The following is a 15,746-nucleotide window of genomic DNA, read 5'->3' on the forward strand; positions in this document are numbered from 1 at the left end:
TGCGAGGCGGATCGAAAAATTCAACCACCATCACGTTTTTCATGAAAATTCTGTAACTCTCTGGATGTACTATCTGTTAAAAATGTGGCTGATGTCAGAACGCCAGGGATGTGTCTGCGCAAGCCAGCGAGGAGAAAACAGGTGAAGCCCAAAAAACAGATCGTTGCCGCCACCATGAAAGACGTCGCCCAGAAGGCAAACGTCTCTACGGCAACCGTATCCCGAGCGTTAATGAACCCGGATAAGGTTTCGCAGAGCACGCGCAACCGGGTTGAACAGGCCGCGCTTGAAGTCGGCTATTTACCGCAATCGCTCGGGCGCAACATGAAACGCAACGAGTCGCGCACCATTCTGGTGATAGTGCCGGATATCTGCGATCCCTTCTTTAGCGAGATTATTCGCGGCATTGAAGTCACCGCGGCGGAGCAAGAGTATCTGGTACTGATTGGCGATTGCGCCCATCAGAATCGTCAGGAAAAGACCTTTATTGACCTGATTATTACCAAGCAGATCGACGGCATGCTGCTGCTGGGCTCTCGTCTGCCCTTCGATGCGGGCGTAGAAGAACAGCGCAACCTGCCGCCGATGGTCATGGCCAATGAATTCGCTCCCGAGCTGGAACTGCCGACGGTGCATATCGACAACCTCACCGCCGCGTTCAACGCCGTTAACTATCTGCACGAACTGGGGCATCGCCGCATTGGCTGTATCGCCGGTCCGGAAGAGATGCCGTTATGCCATTACCGCCTGCAGGGCTATGTCCAGGCGCTACGCCGGAGCGGAATAACCGTCGATCCGCACTATATCGCCCGCGGTAATTTTACCTATGAAGCCGGCGCCAACGCCCTGGAGCAGTTGCTGACGCTCCCGGAACCACCGACGGCGATTTTCTGCCATAGCGATATCATGGCGCTGGGCGCATTATCGCTGGCGAAGCGTCGCGGCCTGAAAGTTCCTGAAGATCTGTCTATTATTGGTTTTGATAACATCTCTTTGTCTGAATTTTGCGATCCGCCATTGACGACGGTCTCGCAACCACGTTTTGATATTGGCCGCGAAGCGATGCTACTTTTACTGGATCAACTGCACGGCCACAGCGTCAGCAGCGGGTCACGATTGCTCGACTGCGAGCTTATCGTTCGCGGCAGTACGCGCAAAATCCGAACATAATCTTCAGGCTTTCGGGCCTGCTCTTCTGGTCAAAGGCCCGCCGCTTAAGTAACATGGCGGGCTGAAAAACGAATAAGACAGCGAAACGATAGTGGCACAACGAGATTATGTACGCCGCAGCCAACCGGCTTCTTCGCGGCGCAAAAAGAGCAACTCCCGAAGCTCAAGGAACAAGCAAGGCGGCCTTTCGGCGGTTTCACCTGCTATGGTGGCGATCGCCGCGGCGGTGCTGGTGGCCTTTATCGGTGGACTGTACTTCATCACGCACCACAAGAAAGAAGAAGCTGAAGCGCTGCAGAATCGCCAGGCGGCGGGCAATGGCTTGCCGCCGAAACCCGAAGAACGCTGGCGCTATATTAAAGAGCTGGAGAGTCGCCAGCCCGGCGTCCGCGCGCCTACGGAACCCACGGCAGGCGGTGAAGTCATGAAACCGGAGCAGCTGACGGACGAGCAGCGCCAGCTGTTAGCGCAAATGCAGGCCGATATGCGTCAGCAGCCTACGCAGCTGACCGAGGTGCCGTGGAATGAACAAACCCCGGCGCAGCGCCAGCAAACCCTACAGCGTCAGCGTTTAGCGCAACAGCAGGTGCAGCAACAGCAGTTAGCGCAGGCCCAGACGCAGGTACAGCAACCGCGTACGCAGCCTCGGGCCGTCGAGCAGGCCAAACCGGTACAGCAGCCGAAGCAAACGGCATCGAATCAGCAGCCGTATCAGGATCTGCTGCAAACGCCGGCGCATACCAGCACCGCCCAGCCAAAAACGCAGGCCGCCGCGCCGGTAACCCGCGTTGAAGAAGCGCCTAAAACCGCTACCGCGGAGAAAAAAGACGATCGCAGCTGGATGATCCAGTGCGGGTCCTTTAAAGGCGCAGAGCAGGCGGAGACCGTTCGCGCGCAGCTGGCGTTTGAAGGCTTCGCCTCGCATATCACCACCAATAACGGCTGGAACCGCGTAGTGATTGGGCCGCTGAAGGGCAAAGAAAACGCCAGCAATATGATTGAACGGCTGAAGATGGCCGGACACGCAAACTGCATTCGTCTCGCCGCCAGGGGTTGAAACCCTTAAAAACCCCCCCATCTATAATTGCATTCTGCCCCGCGTAAACCGCGGGGCCCCTATTCCGCTTTTGCAACCAAGGGGTCTGCTCGTGACTACAATTGTAAGTGTTCGCCGTAATGGCCATGTCGTTATTGCCGGTGATGGCCAGGCTACGCTGGGCAACACCGTAATGAAAGGCAACGTGAAAAAAGTGCGCCGCCTGTACAACGACAAAGTGATCGCCGGCTTTGCGGGCGGCACCGCTGACGCCTTCACGCTGTTCGAACTGTTTGAACGTAAGCTGGAAATGCATCAGGGCCATCTGGTGAAAGCCGCCGTTGAGCTGGCGAAAGACTGGCGTACCGACCGCATGCTGCGCAAGCTGGAAGCCTTGCTGGCCGTGGCTGACGAAAACGCATCCCTCATCATCACCGGTAACGGTGACGTGGTGCAGCCAGAAAATGATTTGATTGCTATCGGCTCCGGCGGTCCTTACGCCCAGGCCGCGGCTCGCGCCCTGCTGGAAAATACCGATATGGGCGCACGCGATATCGCAGAGAAAGCGTTGAATATTGCAGGTGATATCTGCATTTATACCAACCACTTCCATACCATCGAAGAATTACCGTCTAAAGCGTAAGGATCTCCCATGTCTGAAATGACCCCACGCGAAATTGTCAGCGAACTGGACAAACACATTATCGGCCAGGACGCAGCCAAGCGCTCCGTCGCCATCGCTCTGCGTAACCGCTGGCGTCGTATGCAGCTCAACGAAGAGCTGCGTCACGAAGTCACGCCAAAAAACATTCTGATGATCGGTCCGACCGGCGTCGGTAAAACAGAAATCGCCCGTCGTCTGGCAAAGCTCGCCAACGCGCCGTTCATCAAGGTGGAAGCCACTAAATTCACCGAAGTGGGCTATGTTGGTAAGGAAGTGGACTCGATTATCCGCGATCTGACCGATGCGGCGATCAAAATGGTACGCATGCAGTCCATCGATAAAAACCGCTACCGTGCCGAAGAGCTGGCGGAAGAGCGCATCCTCGACGTGCTGATTCCACCAGCGAAAAACAACTGGGGCCAGGCTGAACAGCCTCAGGAACCCTCCGCCGCGCGCCAGTCTTTCCGTAAAAAACTGCGCGAAGGGCAGCTCGACGACAAAGAGATTGAGATCGACCTCGCCGCCGCGCCGATGGGCGTAGAAATCATGTCCCCTCCGGGCATGGAAGAGATGACCAGCCAGCTGCAGTCGATGTTCCAGAACCTGGGCGGACAGAAGCAAAAGCCGCGTAAGCTGAAAATCAAAGACGCGATGAAGCTGCTGATTGAAGAAGAAGCGGCTAAGCTGGTCAATCCGGAAGAGCTGAAGCAGGATGCCATCGACGCCGTTGAACAGCACGGTATCGTGTTTATCGATGAGATCGACAAAATCTGTAAGCGCGGCGGCAACTCGTCCGGTCCTGATGTCTCTCGTGAAGGCGTACAGCGCGATCTGCTGCCGCTGGTTGAAGGCTGCACCGTTTCCACCAAGCACGGCATGGTGAAAACCGATCACATCCTGTTTATCGCCTCCGGCGCGTTCCAGGTAGCCAGCCCATCCGACCTGATTCCTGAACTACAGGGTCGTCTGCCGATTCGCGTTGAGCTGAAAGCGCTGACCACCCACGACTTCGAACGTATTCTGACCGAGCCGAACGCGTCCATCACCGTACAGTATAAAGCGCTGATGGCCACCGAAGGCGTCAATATTGAATTCACGGATGACGGCATCAAGCGTATCGCGCAGGCTGCCTGGCAGGTCAACGAAACCACCGAGAACATCGGCGCGCGTCGCCTGCATACCGTCCTGGAGCGTCTGATCGAAGATATCTCCTACGATGCCAGCGAAATGAATGGCCAAACCGTCACCATTGATGCGGAATATGTCGGTAAGCATCTGGATGTTCTGGTGGCAGATGAAGATCTGAGTCGTTTTATCTTATAATCCGGTTCAATATATTTTCATCACTATAGATGGGGCTATAGATACCCTAAATAATTCGAGTTGTCGCAAGGCGGCCTTTGGCTGAGTGCCCTCATTTTTCCCGGCAGTGTACCTGAGTACATGGCTGGGTTGAATGAGCGTAGCCAACGCACCTGCAGCTTGACGTATGAAGGGTAGAGCCCCATTTTTTATTGGCCGGGACTTATGACCGAACACGCTATCACTCGCACTCAGGCCTGGCTGGAAAGCCTGCGCCCCAAAACGTTGCCTCTGGCCTTTGCCGCCATTATTGTCGGCTCCGCTCTGGCCTGGCATCAGGGAAGTTTCGATCCCTGGGTTGCCCTGCTGGCAATCATTACCGCCGGTTTACTGCAAATCCTCTCCAATCTGGCCAATGATTATGGCGACGCGGTAAAAGGCAGCGATAAGCCCGACCGTATCGGCCCCCTTCGCGGCATGCAGAAAGGGGCAATTACCCAGGCGCAGATGAAACGCGCGTTGATACTCACCGTAGCGCTGATTTGCCTTTCTGGCCTGGCGCTGCTATTCCTGGCCTGGCAAACCATGGCCGATTTTATCGGTTTTATGGTGCTTGGCGGACTCTCAATCGTTGCTGCAATTACCTATACCGTCGGCACCCGTCCTTACGGCTACATCGGCCTTGGCGATATTTCAGTGCTGATTTTCTTCGGCTGGCTGAGCGTCGTGGGAAGCTGGTATCTTCAGGCGCACAGCGTGGAAGCGGTCATTTTCTTACCCGCCACGGCCTGCGGTTTGCTGGCGACGGCGGTGCTGAATATTAACAATCTGCGTGATATCGACAGCGATCGTGAAAACGGTAAAAACACCCTTGCGGTACGCCTCGGGCCGGTTAACGCTCGTCGCTATCATGCCTGCCTGCTGCTTGGCGCGCTGCTATGCCTGGCGCTGTTTAATCTGATCTCACTGCATAATCCGTGGGGCTGGCTGTTCCTGCTGGCCACCCCGCTGCTGGTTAAGCAGGCGCGTTATGTCATGCGCGAGCGCGATCCGGTCGCCATGCGCCCAATGCTGGAAAGAACCGTAAAAGGCGCCCTGTTAACCAACCTGCTGTTTGTTATCGGGATTATTTGCAGCCGACTCGCGGCTTAACTGACAAATATCAATTAACAATTGATGATTTTGCCAACAGCACGATTCACGAGATATACTGAAAATTCTCGCAGCAACTGAACGTTAAGCCTATGAAATACGATACTTCCGAGCTTTGTGACATCTACCAGGAAGATGTCAACGTCGTGGAACCTCTGTTCTCCAACTTTGGGGGGCGCTCGTCGTTTGGTGGACAAATCATCACGGTAAAATGTTTCGAGGATAACGGGTTGCTCTACGATATGCTCGAACAGAACGGTCGTGGCCATGTCCTGTTAGTTGACGGTGGTGGTTCCGTTCGGCGCGCATTGATTGACGCTGACCTGGCGCGTCTGGCCGTACAAAACGAGTGGGAGGGGCTGGTCGTCTATGGCGCAGTGCGTCAGGTTGACGATCTGGAAGATCTGGATATCGGTATCCAGGCGCTGGCCGCCATTCCCGTTGGCGCCGCAGGGGAAGGCATCGGCGAAAGCGACGTTCGCGTCAACTTCGGCGGCGTCACCTTCTTTTCCGGCGACCATCTCTACGCCGATAACACCGGGATCATCCTTTCGGAGGATGCTCTGGATATTGAGTAGCGTGTCCCGCCCATAAAAAAGGCCTTCTCTCTGAGAAGGCCTTTTTGTTGGCGTCTGAGCTTAGTACAGCTTCTTAGCGCAATCCAGCCAGTCGCTTTTAAACGGACGCTTCATGTTTTCGATAGCGTCGATGATGTCGTGGTGAACCAGCTTCTCGTTCTGAATACCGACGCAACGGCCGCCGAATCCCTGCAGCAGCAGGTCAATCGCGTACGCGCCCATGCGGGATGCCAGAATACGGTCATAAGGAACCGGGGAGCCGCCGCGCTGAATGTGGCCCAGTACGGTTGCGCGAGTTTCACGGCCGGTCTCTTTCTCAATATAGTGAGCCAGCTCGTCGACGTCGCACATATGCTCGGTGATCGCCACAATCGCGTGTTTTTTGCCTTTCGCGATACCCGCCTTGATTTCAGCAACCAGATCGTCGCGAGTGTACTCAACCTCAGGAACCATGATGAATTCGCAGCCGCCGGAGATGGCTGCCGCCAGGGTCAGGTCGCCGCAGTAACGGCCCATCACTTCAACAACGGAAATACGCTGGTGAGAGGAAGAAGTATCACGCAGGCGGTCAATAGCCTCAACCACGGTGCTCAGAGCGGTAAAGAAACCGATGGTGTAGTCGGTGCCTTTAATATCGTTGTCGATGGTGCCCGGCAGACCGATGCAAGGGAAGCCCATCTCAGTCAGGCGTACGGCGCCCATATAAGAACCGTCACCGCCGATGACTACCAGCGCATCGAGGCCGCGCTTTCTCATATTTTCAATCGCGACGGCGCGAATATGTTCTTCGCGGAATTCTGGAAAACGCGCCGAACCCAGGAAGGTGCCGCCGCGGTTGATCATATCGGAAACGCTGTAGCGGTCGAGCTGAACCATGCGATCTTCATACAGGCCGAGGTAACCGTCATAGATTCCAAAAACTTCCAGACCTTCCGTTAATGCCGCGCGCACAACGCCGCGAATTGCTGCGTTCATGCCCGGGGCATCACCGCCACTTGTCAACACACCGATTTTCTTAATCATGACTACCTCTGAACTTAGGAAGCAAAAAATAATCCTGTTGCCTGAAGCGCCCCTCACCAGGAGTGCACAACGATAATTGCAATAGTATATCAAACGCTTCTGGCTGAATTGATTCAGGTCAGACCAAATGGCGGTAATTTATACAAATAATGCCGATCCGCCCCACATTTTTACATCGAGTTTACAGATAACAACTTAAAGATCATAAAACACCCTGCTGCGCTAACGGCACCACCGAACAGGGGTCCTGGTGGATAATCACATCGGAACCCGGGAATCGGAGCAACAGCGCCTGCTCCACCTGATCGGCAATCACATGTGCCTGAACCAGCGGGAGATTATCTTCCATTTCCAAATGAATCTGAATAAAGCGAGTCGGCCCTGACTGCCGCGTACGTAGATCGTGCGCCCCGCTGACGCCTGGCCATGCGGTCACGATATTGATAATTTCCTGGCGTTCCTCATCAGGTAACGCGCGGTCTAATAACGACTGAACGGCGTCATAACCCATGCGCAGCGCGCTATATAAAATATAGACGCCTATACCTAATGCAAACAGCGCATCAGCACGATGCCAGCCGTACCATGAGAGGGCCAGCGCCACCAGGATTGCGCCGTTCATCATAACATCAGACTGATAATGAAGCATATCCGCCCGCACCGCCTGACTTTGCGTTTTTCTCACTACCCAGCGCTGAAAGGTCACCAGCACCAGCGTGCTTATCAGCGCAACCAGCGTCACTACCATCCCGACACCCGCCGCGTTCATCGGCTCAGGCCGCACGAGATGCTGGATACCCGTCAAGAACAGAAACAGTGCCGATCCGGAAATAAACATGCTTTGCGCCAGCGCGGCCAGCGATTCCGCCTTGCCGTGACCAAAGGTATGTTCTTCATCGGCGGGTTGTAGCGAATAACGCACCACCAGCAGGTTGGTTAACGAGGCGGCGATATCCACCAGCGAATCAACCAGCGCCGCCAGAATACTCACTGAGCCGGTATACCACCACGCAAAAATCTTAATTAAAAGTAACGCAGAGGCCATCACCGTCGCCGCAATCGCCGCGCGACTCACCAGCTGCCCATAGGATTGATTCATAAACGCTCCTTACTTCGCGATGCGCTTAGTATAACCCGATAATTTACCGAGACGGGGAGCCGGGAAGAGGCTGAATAACAGGCAAAAAAAACCCCCACATCATGTGGGGGAAGACAGGGATGGTGTCTATGGCAAGGAAAACAGGGTTGTTACTGGGGTTGCAGGGTATTGCTACTACTCGAAAGCATCATCGCTGAGCCTTTTTGCATCCTTGCAACCTCACGCAACTGGTTCATTCGTTGCTGGTGCTTAGCGTTTAAAACCGCTTGCTGCTCTGGCGTTAACAGGTGGTACATCTGGTTGCGAACTTTTGCCATTTCAACCTGGCGGGCAACCTGTTCCTGCGCCATCTTATCTGCCTGAGCGCGTACAGCGTTTTCATCAAAATTTTCTGCGGTGACAAGGCGATGCATTGTCTCCATTTCGCTAACATTAACGGGTGGCCTTTCGTGGCGTGCCCGCTGCATAAGATCTCGTAACTGTTGCCGTTGGTGTTCAGTTAAACTTATGCCGTCAAACATATGGCTCTGGCTGCTGCGCTGGACCCCTTCGTCTCCGGGGAGCCAGTTAACGCTGGTGACGACTTCAGCGGCTTGGCTATATGCACTTAGCGCCAGCGTTGAGGCCATGACGGCAGCGATAACATTGCGCATCACATACTCCCAAAACGTTTGTGTCGCGATTCAACGATAGAGAGTTTACGATGCAGGCTGCAAACATGCGTCAGGGGGTGTAAAACAACGTAAAGTCATGGATTAGCGAGCCTTGATGACGTAATTTCTGCCTCGGAGGTATTTAAACAATGAATAAAATCCTGTTAGTAGATGATGACCGGGAGCTCACCTCCCTGTTAAAAGAGCTGCTCGATATGGAAGGTTTTAATGTGCTCGTAGCCCATGACGGGGAACAGGCGCTGGCCCTTCTGGACGACAGCATCGATTTACTTTTGCTTGATGTGATGATGCCGAAGAAAAACGGTATCGATACACTCAAAGAGTTGCGTCAGACGCACCAGACCCCGGTTATCATGCTAACGGCCCGCGGGAGCGAGCTGGATCGCGTTCTCGGCCTCGAGCTGGGCGCGGACGATTATCTGCCTAAGCCGTTCAACGATCGTGAGCTGGTAGCGCGTATACGCGCTATTCTGCGCCGATCGCACTGGAGCGAGCAGCAGCAGACAACCGAAGCCGGTTCACCGACGCTGGAAGTGGATGCGCTAAGCCTTAACCCCGGTCGCCAGGAAGCCAGCTTCGATGGCGTGACCCTGGAACTGACCGGCACCGAGTTCACCCTGCTCTATCTTCTGGCGCAGCATCTTGGCCAGGTGGTATCGCGTGAACATCTTAGCCAGGAAGTATTAGGTAAACGCCTGACGCCATTCGACCGCGCAATCGATATGCACATCTCCAACCTGCGGCGTAAGCTGCCGGAGCGCAAGGACGGCCATCCGTGGTTTAAAACGCTGCGCGGACGCGGCTATCTGATGGTATCGGCTTCATGATTGGAAGTTTAACCGCACGCATCTTCGCTATTTTCTGGCTCACGCTGGCGCTGGTGTTGATGCTGGTTCTGATGCTGCCCAAGCTGGACTCGCGCCAGATGACCGAGCTGCTGGAGAGCGAGCAACGTCAGGGCATCATGATTGAACAGCACGTCGAGGCCGAACTGGCGAACGATCCGCCGAACGACCTGATGTGGTGGCGTCGTCTGTTTCGCGCTATCGATAAGTGGGCTCCGCCGGGCCAGCGTTTGCTGCTGGTCACCAGCGAGGGTCGCGTCATCGGCGCGGAACGCAACGAAATGCAGATTATCCGCAACTTTATCGGCCAGGCGGATAACGCCGACCATCCGCAGAAAAAACGCTATGGTCGTCTGGAAATGGTCGGGCCTTTTTCCGTCAGGGATGGAGAAGATAACTACCAGCTCTATCTGATTCGCCCTGCTAATACCTCACAATCAGACTTCATCAATCTGCTGTTCGACCGGCCTTTGTTGCTGCTCATCGTCACGATGTTAGTCAGCGCCCCGCTGCTGCTATGGCTGGCGTGGAGCCTGGCGAAACCCGCGCGTAAGCTCAAAAATGCCGCCGATGAAGTCGCCCAGGGCAACCTGCGTCAGCATCCGGAGCTGGAAGCCGGTCCGCAGGAGTTTTTAGCCGCCGGGACCAGTTTTAACCAGATGGTGACCGCGCTGGAGCGCATGATGTCCAGCCAGCATCGTCTGCTGTCCGATATCTCGCACGAACTGCGCACGCCGCTGACCCGCCTGCAGTTAGGCACCGCATTGCTGCGCCGCCGCAGCGGGGAAAGCAAAGAGCTGGAGCGGATTGAGATGGAAGCGCACCGGCTGGATAGCATGATCAACGACCTGCTGGTGATGTCGCGCAATCAGGCGAAAACCGCGCTGGTCAGCGAGACGGTGAAAGCCAACCAGCTGTGGGGCGAGGTGCTGGATAACGCCGCCTTTGAAGCCGAACAGATGGGGAAATCGTTCACCGTCGAGTATCCGCCGGGGCCCTGGCCGCTGTACGGTAACCCCAATGCGCTGGAAAGCGCGCTGGAGAATATCGTGCGTAACGCGCTGCGCTACTCGCATACCAAAATTTCGGTAAGCTTCTCGGTGGATAAAGATGGCATCACGGTTAACGTCGATGATGACGGCCCGGGCGTAAGTCCGGAGGATCGCGAGCAGATTTTCCGTCCGTTCTACCGTACCGATGAGGCGCGCGATCGCGAGTCTGGCGGTACCGGGCTGGGGCTGGCGATTGTCGAAGCGGCAATCCAGCAGCATCGCGGTTGGGTGAAAGCCGACGACAGCCCGCTGGGCGGCTTGCGCTTAACCCTGTGGCTGCCGCTGTACAAGCGTACCTGACTCCCCCGGCCTGCGCTTCGCCAGGCCGGGTTCGAAACGGGTAGCCCGGATAAGGCGCAACGCGCCGCCATCCGGGAACGCGCACGGAAGCGCTATTTCCCCCACAATCTCCGCGAATTATTTTCGATCTTCCCGCTCAGGCGCCGTTTCTGCATGGTACGGCTCCAGCTTACCGACAGCCCCGCCGCTGATAGCAGGCGGTGATACTGTTCGTCATCGAACGGCATTTGCCAGGCAATAGCTCCCGCCTCGTGAACGCTAACGTCGCTGAGGCGGGAAACCAGCGCCAGCGGCGCATCGCCGGACACTCGTCCGCCCGCCACTACCCGATACAGCCAGCCGGTTTTGCCGCTATTCTGCATAAGCTGCGCCATGTCGCTGACGGCAAAATGGTAGTTAAGCTTGAAGCACGGCGATCGCGGCTGCGTCACCTGAATCAGCGCCTCTCCCCAGCGGAAGATATCGCCAATATAGACATTTTTTTCCGTCAGCCCTTCGGTCGAGAGATTTTCGCCAAACGCCGGGGCGCAGAAAAGATCCGCCTGCTGCGGAAGTTCACGGGCCCAGTGGGCATAGTGTTCACGGGGATAGTGGCACAGCGCGCGGTCCGGCCCGCCGTGAATTTTCTTCTCCGCCTGCTCATCGCCCTCCAGCCCCAAATCGCCGAGGGTCAGTTCACCGTCGATCTGAATTTTACCGATGGCGCTTGGACGGCTGCCGTCGTAATCCCTTACCTTGCCCACAAAGACATTCACCGGATAGTGCATCGCTGCTCCTTTGCTGCGGATATAAAAAAAGCGAGTCATCAGACTCGCTTCTCGCTCAGCACAATGCAACCTTATTTTTTGGCGGCAAAACGCGCTGCGGCTTCGTCCCAGTTCACCACGTCCCAGAACGCTTTAATGTAGTCCGGACGACGGTTCTGGAATTTCAGGTAGTAAGCGTGTTCCCATACGTCCAGGCCCAGAATCGGGAAGCCGGAAGCGCCGGAGATTGCTTCGCCCATCAGCGGGGAGTCCTGGTTAGCGGTAGAAACCACCGCCAGCTTGTCGCCTTTCAGCACCAGCCACGCCCAGCCGGAGCCGAAACGGGTAGCAGCCGCTTTTTCAAATTCCGCTTTAAAGTTGTCAACGGAACCGAAATCACGCTCGATAGCCGCTTTCAGGTCGCCCTGCAGGGTAGTACCGGTTTTCAGGCCTTTCCAGAACAGGCTGTGGTTAGCGTGGCCGCCGGCGTTGTTACGCAGCACGGTTTTTTTGTCTGCCGGCAGCTGATCCAGTTTGGTAATCAGCTCTTCTGCGGACAGGTTCGCGAATTCAGGCAGGCTTTCCAGCGCTGCGTTGGCATTATTAACGTAGGTCTGGTGGTGTTTAGTGTGATGGATTTCCATCGTCTGCTTGTCAAAATGCGGTTCCAGGGCGTCATAAGCGTACGGCAGGGCAGGCAGTGTATAACTCATAATCATCTCCATTATTGTCGAGCGGCGGAAAGTGTTAATGCCGCGTAAGCAGTTGGTTCATTATAGTTAATTAAATGATATTGAAAACGCTTATCAATGCCGTATTTTTAATAAGGTTATAACAAGGGGGAATAGATGTAGTTTTGTGATACAGAACAACTAATTAAGTTTTTGGTTGCCAGGTTCCGCCTTCTGGTGGCAACAGCTTAAAGGCGGAAAAACTGACCGATTTTTACACTCATCGGGTCGGAAGAAGATTTATCCGATAAAAAATAGATGAGGATAAAATCAATGAATCACGCGATTACGATGGGTATTTTTTGGCATTTGATAGGTGCAGCCAGTGCAGCCTGTTTCTATGCCCCGTTCAAGAAAGTTAAACATTGGTCCTGGGAAACAATGTGGTCAATCGGCGGGATCGTCTCCTGGCTGATCCTCCCCTGGGCCATCAGCGCCATGCTGCTGCCCGACTTCTGGGCCTATTACGGTTCTTTTAACGCCTCCACGCTTCTGCCCGTTTTCCTGTTCGGTGCCATGTGGGGCATCGGTAATATTAACTACGGCCTGACGATGCGCTATCTCGGCATGTCGATGGGGATCGGCATCGCCATTGGTATTACGTTGATTGTCGGTACGCTCATGACCCCGATTCTCAATGGTCAGTTTGATGTTCTCATTAACACTAAAGGCGGCCAGATGACGCTGCTCGGCGTGCTGGTTGCGGTGATTGGCGTGGGCATCGTCACCCGGGCAGGCCAGTTGAAAGAACGCAAAATGGGCATCAAGGCCGAAGACTTCAATCTGAAAAAGGGCCTGCTGCTGGCGGTGATGTGCGGCATCTTCTCCGCAGGTATGTCGTTCGCCATGAACGCCGCCAAGCCGATGCACGAAGCCGCCGCCGCGCTCGGCGTCGACCCGCTTTACACCGCGCTGCCAAGCTATGTGGTGATCATGGGCGGCGGCGCGCTGGTTAACCTCGGCTTCTGCTTTATCCGTCTGGCAAAAGTGAAAAATCTGTCGATAAAAGCCGACTTCTCGCTGGCAAAACCGCTCATCATCAGCAATATCCTGCTTTCCGCGTTAGGCGGCCTGATGTGGTATCTCCAGTTCTTCTTCTACGCCTGGGGCCACGCCAGCATCCCGGCGCAGTACGACTACATGAGCTGGATGCTGCATATGAGCTTCTATGTGCTGTGCGGCGGGCTTGTAGGCCTGATCCTCAAAGAGTGGAACAACGCCGGTCGTCGTCCTGTGGGCGTCCTCAGCCTCGGCTGCGTGGTGATTATCATCGCCGCCAATATCGTCGGTCTGGGAATGGCGAACTAGCGTCGTCAGGCGGCGGCGCGACTGCGCTGCCGCCACTGCCCCGGCGTCATGCCTATCTCGCGGTTAAACACCACCGAAAAGTAGTTACTGTCTTCAAACCCGCACTGCATCGCCACTTCGCCAATCAGCCGTTCGGTATGCTGCAGCAGATACTGCGCGTGGCAAATACGCAGCTGGCGCAGGTAGTGGTTGATAGTCATCCCCGTCTGCTGACGAAACTGCTGGCGCAGCGCGCGCTCGCTGCACCCTTCCCGCTCGCAAAAACGGTCAAGAAAGAAGGGACGATTGAGGCTGCCCGCCAGCTCGGTGAGCAGCTTATCGAGCAGCGCTTCGCTTTGAGTTGCCGCCAGATTATCGGTGGCGTAGCGATAGCGCTGAAGAATAAGCACCAGCTGCGCAAACAGCAGTTCGGCCATATTATTGGCCTGGGCATCGCTACGACAGCTCTCATGCTCCAGCTGGGTAATCACCTGTCTGACCTGGGCCATGCCGCTGCTGCCAATCCGCCAGTGCGGAACCCACGGGGTGCCGAACAGGCCCGGAATGTGCGCCGCCCAGTCAAAGTTAAGCCGCAGCCGATCCGGGCAATAAATGACGTTTTGCAGGACGAGATCGTTTACCGAGGCGTAGGAGTGCTTATCTTCCGCGCGGATATAGAACAGATCGCCGCGGGTAATGCGCCACGGGCGATCGTTAAGAACGTGCAGGCCGTTTCCCCGCCACACCAGCACCAGTTCGCAGAACTCATGGGTGTGCTCGGCGAAGACGTTTTGCGGATAGCGATCCGCTACCGCCACCGCCTGAGCGGGGGAGGCAAAAAATTCATCTTTGCGAAGAATCAGCTGACCTGCCACGACATCAACTCCGAACATAAATAACGTTTCATTATTCGCGTTTATGTCTGCTAAAACGTTGACTGCTCTCCCGTTACTGAAGAATGGCGTCGCGCCCCTGGCGAATATCGCGCGGAGACCAGTCAAATTCACGGCGAAAAAGCGTCGAAAAGTGGTTACTGTCGCCGAATCCGCAGCGATAGGCGATATCGGTCACGCTGTCATCGCTGTGGCGCAGCAGATGGCGCGCTTTCATCAACCGCACCCGATTCAGGTAGCGCTGCGGCGTCAGTCCGGTTTGCTGTTTTAACTGACGATGCAGAGTTCGCAAAGAGAGCGAAAACCGCGCCGCCACCTCTTCCCAGCAGATATCTTCGGCAAAATGATCTTCCAGCCAGGCCATTAAATGGTTGAGCCGCGCGTCATTGTTGGCTGCGCCTTCGGCGAGGCTGCTTTTACGCAGGTGCACCAGCAGCTGCATAAATAAAATCTCGCGGCTGGCGATGGCGTGCATATCCGCATCCGCGCCAACGTTCTCCATCTGCTCCACAATCTGCCGCACCTGCTGCAATGCATTCTGATTCACCCGCCAGTGTGAGAGATAGTTCCCCTCCTGCTCTTGCGGCAACAGTTCGTTCAGGCCGGACAAAAAGCGAAATGCGTCCGGCGCGCGATAGAGCACATTAGTCAGGCATAAATTATCCGTGTGCTCGTAGAGATGACGATCGTGATCGCGGATAAAGCACACCGATCCGCCGCTGATGGTATAGGGCTGGCCGTTGAAAACGTGAATCCCGGTGCCGTGCTCCACAATAACAATCTCATGAAAATCATGATGATGCTCAGGAAAAGCGGATTGCGGGAGCCGCGGCTCAATGGCGACAGCTGAAACGCCGGACTTAAAGAAATCCACACTGTGCAACATAGTCATAGCCGCTCCTCGAAATGAGAAAAGTTATCAATCAGTGGAGCAAATAGTAATTAAGGGGCGGCGATCCGGCCTTCAATTTTTGACCGCAAAATTCGTAAAGCCTGCCGCTTTTTCAAGAAATGGCGGGAAAGATCGGGAACTGCGGACAACATCACATCCCTCCATCCAGCGCAGATAAAACGAAACTGTGACCTCTCTCACGGTCACCTTTGCTTTCTTGCCAGCGGCCAATTTTCCCTGTCAGTAACAAGAAGGTGAGCCTGAGGCGACTTTTTTAGACTGCATGCAATGATTTTCACAAG

At 55.3% G+C, this 15,746-nt stretch carries 16 protein-coding genes; 9 read left to right on the forward strand and 7 right to left on the reverse strand.

The genetic code is table 11. From position 1 onward, the window contains the following. Positions 1 to 141: 141 nt before the first annotated feature. The 6 genes from cytR to rraA all read left to right on the forward strand — a co-directional run bounded on the left by cytR (position 142) and on the right by rraA (position 5,902). Positions 142 to 1,170 (forward strand): DNA-binding transcriptional regulator CytR, encoded by a 1,029-nt coding sequence (gene cytR / locus KO1_RS23060; RefSeq protein ID WP_004107539.1) that lies wholly within the window; start codon positions 142 to 144, stop codon positions 1,168 to 1,170. Positions 1,171 to 1,261: 91 nt separating this feature from the next. After that, positions 1,262 to 2,227 carry a cell division protein FtsN gene (gene ftsN / locus KO1_RS23065; RefSeq protein ID WP_073971821.1) on the forward strand — a complete coding sequence of 322 codons (966 nt, stop codon included), beginning with the start codon at positions 1,262 to 1,264 and terminating at the stop codon, positions 2,225 to 2,227. Between the two features lie 91 nt (positions 2,228 to 2,318). After that, positions 2,319 to 2,849, forward strand: coding sequence for an ATP-dependent protease subunit HslV (gene hslV, locus KO1_RS23070; RefSeq protein ID WP_004107530.1), 531 nt, complete (start codon positions 2,319 to 2,321; stop codon positions 2,847 to 2,849). A 9-nt stretch (positions 2,850 to 2,858) separates the two neighbouring features. Beyond that, positions 2,859 to 4,193, forward strand: a complete 1,335-nt coding sequence (hslU, locus tag KO1_RS23075; RefSeq protein WP_004107529.1) for an ATP-dependent protease ATPase subunit HslU — start codon at positions 2,859 to 2,861, stop codon at positions 4,191 to 4,193. A gap of 204 nt (positions 4,194 to 4,397) precedes the next feature. Next, the gene (gene menA, locus KO1_RS23080; RefSeq protein ID WP_004107525.1) at positions 4,398 to 5,324 is read left to right on the forward strand and encodes a 1,4-dihydroxy-2-naphthoate polyprenyltransferase; all 927 of its coding nucleotides are present in this window, start codon (positions 4,398 to 4,400) and stop codon (positions 5,322 to 5,324) included. A gap of 92 nt (positions 5,325 to 5,416) precedes the next feature. Next, on the forward strand, positions 5,417 to 5,902 hold the full coding sequence (gene rraA, locus KO1_RS23085; protein WP_004107523.1) for a ribonuclease E activity regulator RraA: 486 nt from the start codon (positions 5,417 to 5,419) through the stop codon (positions 5,900 to 5,902). Between the two features lie 60 nt (positions 5,903 to 5,962). On the opposite strand, the gene pfkA is transcribed toward rraA, so the two are convergent. The 3 genes from pfkA to cpxP form a co-directional block, all read right to left on the reverse strand. Next, positions 5,963 to 6,925: a 6-phosphofructokinase gene (pfkA, locus tag KO1_RS23090; RefSeq protein ID WP_004107521.1), complete on the reverse strand. Its 963-nt coding sequence runs from the start codon at positions 6,923 to 6,925 to the stop codon at positions 5,963 to 5,965. Positions 6,926 to 7,127: 202 nt separating this feature from the next. After that, positions 7,128 to 8,024 carry a CDF family cation-efflux transporter FieF gene (fieF, locus tag KO1_RS23095; RefSeq protein WP_004107519.1) on the reverse strand — a complete coding sequence of 299 codons (897 nt, stop codon included), beginning with the start codon at positions 8,022 to 8,024 and terminating at the stop codon, positions 7,128 to 7,130. Between the two features lie 149 nt (positions 8,025 to 8,173). Beyond that, complete coding sequence (gene cpxP, locus KO1_RS23100; protein ID WP_004107516.1) at positions 8,174 to 8,677, reverse strand: cell-envelope stress modulator CpxP; 504 nt, start codon at positions 8,675 to 8,677, stop codon at positions 8,174 to 8,176. A gap of 149 nt (positions 8,678 to 8,826) precedes the next feature. On the opposite strand from cpxP, the gene cpxR reads away from it, so the two are divergent. Both cpxR and cpxA read left to right on the forward strand, forming a co-directional pair. Next, positions 8,827 to 9,525: an envelope stress response regulator transcription factor CpxR gene (gene cpxR, locus KO1_RS23105; RefSeq protein ID WP_004107514.1), complete on the forward strand. Its 699-nt coding sequence runs from the start codon at positions 8,827 to 8,829 to the stop codon at positions 9,523 to 9,525. After that, a complete protein-coding gene (cpxA, locus tag KO1_RS23110) occupies positions 9,522 to 10,895 on the forward strand; it encodes an envelope stress sensor histidine kinase CpxA (protein ID WP_004107505.1) in 1,374 nt (457 codons plus the stop codon). Before cpxR ends, cpxA begins: the two co-directional genes overlap by 4 nt. Positions 10,896 to 10,987: 92 nt before the next feature. Here cpxA and yiiM read toward each other — a convergent pair whose 3' ends face one another. Continuing rightward, on the reverse strand, positions 10,988 to 11,662 hold the full coding sequence (yiiM, locus tag KO1_RS23115) for a 6-hydroxyaminopurine reductase (protein WP_004107502.1): 675 nt from the start codon (positions 11,660 to 11,662) through the stop codon (positions 10,988 to 10,990). 71 nt (positions 11,663 to 11,733) lie between these two features. After that, on the reverse strand, positions 11,734 to 12,354 hold the full coding sequence (gene sodA / locus KO1_RS23120) for a superoxide dismutase [Mn] (protein WP_004107495.1): 621 nt from the start codon (positions 12,352 to 12,354) through the stop codon (positions 11,734 to 11,736). A 291-nt stretch (positions 12,355 to 12,645) separates the two neighbouring features. On the opposite strand from sodA, the gene rhaT reads away from it, so the two are divergent. After that, on the forward strand, positions 12,646 to 13,680 hold the full coding sequence (gene rhaT / locus KO1_RS23125; protein WP_004107493.1) for an L-rhamnose/proton symporter RhaT: 1,035 nt from the start codon (positions 12,646 to 12,648) through the stop codon (positions 13,678 to 13,680). Between the two features lie 5 nt (positions 13,681 to 13,685). On the opposite strand, the gene rhaR is transcribed toward rhaT, so the two are convergent. Both rhaR and rhaS read right to left on the reverse strand, forming a co-directional pair. Continuing rightward, complete coding sequence (rhaR, locus tag KO1_RS23130; RefSeq protein ID WP_004107490.1) at positions 13,686 to 14,534, reverse strand: HTH-type transcriptional activator RhaR; 849 nt, start codon at positions 14,532 to 14,534, stop codon at positions 13,686 to 13,688. A 73-nt stretch (positions 14,535 to 14,607) separates the two neighbouring features. Beyond that, entirely contained in the window at positions 14,608 to 15,444 is an 837-nt protein-coding gene (rhaS, locus tag KO1_RS23135; protein ID WP_004107487.1) for an HTH-type transcriptional activator RhaS, read from the reverse strand. Between the last annotated feature and the right edge of the window lie 302 nt (positions 15,445 to 15,746).

This window comes from Klebsiella oxytoca NBRC 105695, from assembly GCF_001598695.1.
Lineage (GTDB): Bacteria > Pseudomonadota > Gammaproteobacteria > Enterobacterales > Enterobacteriaceae > Klebsiella > Klebsiella oxytoca.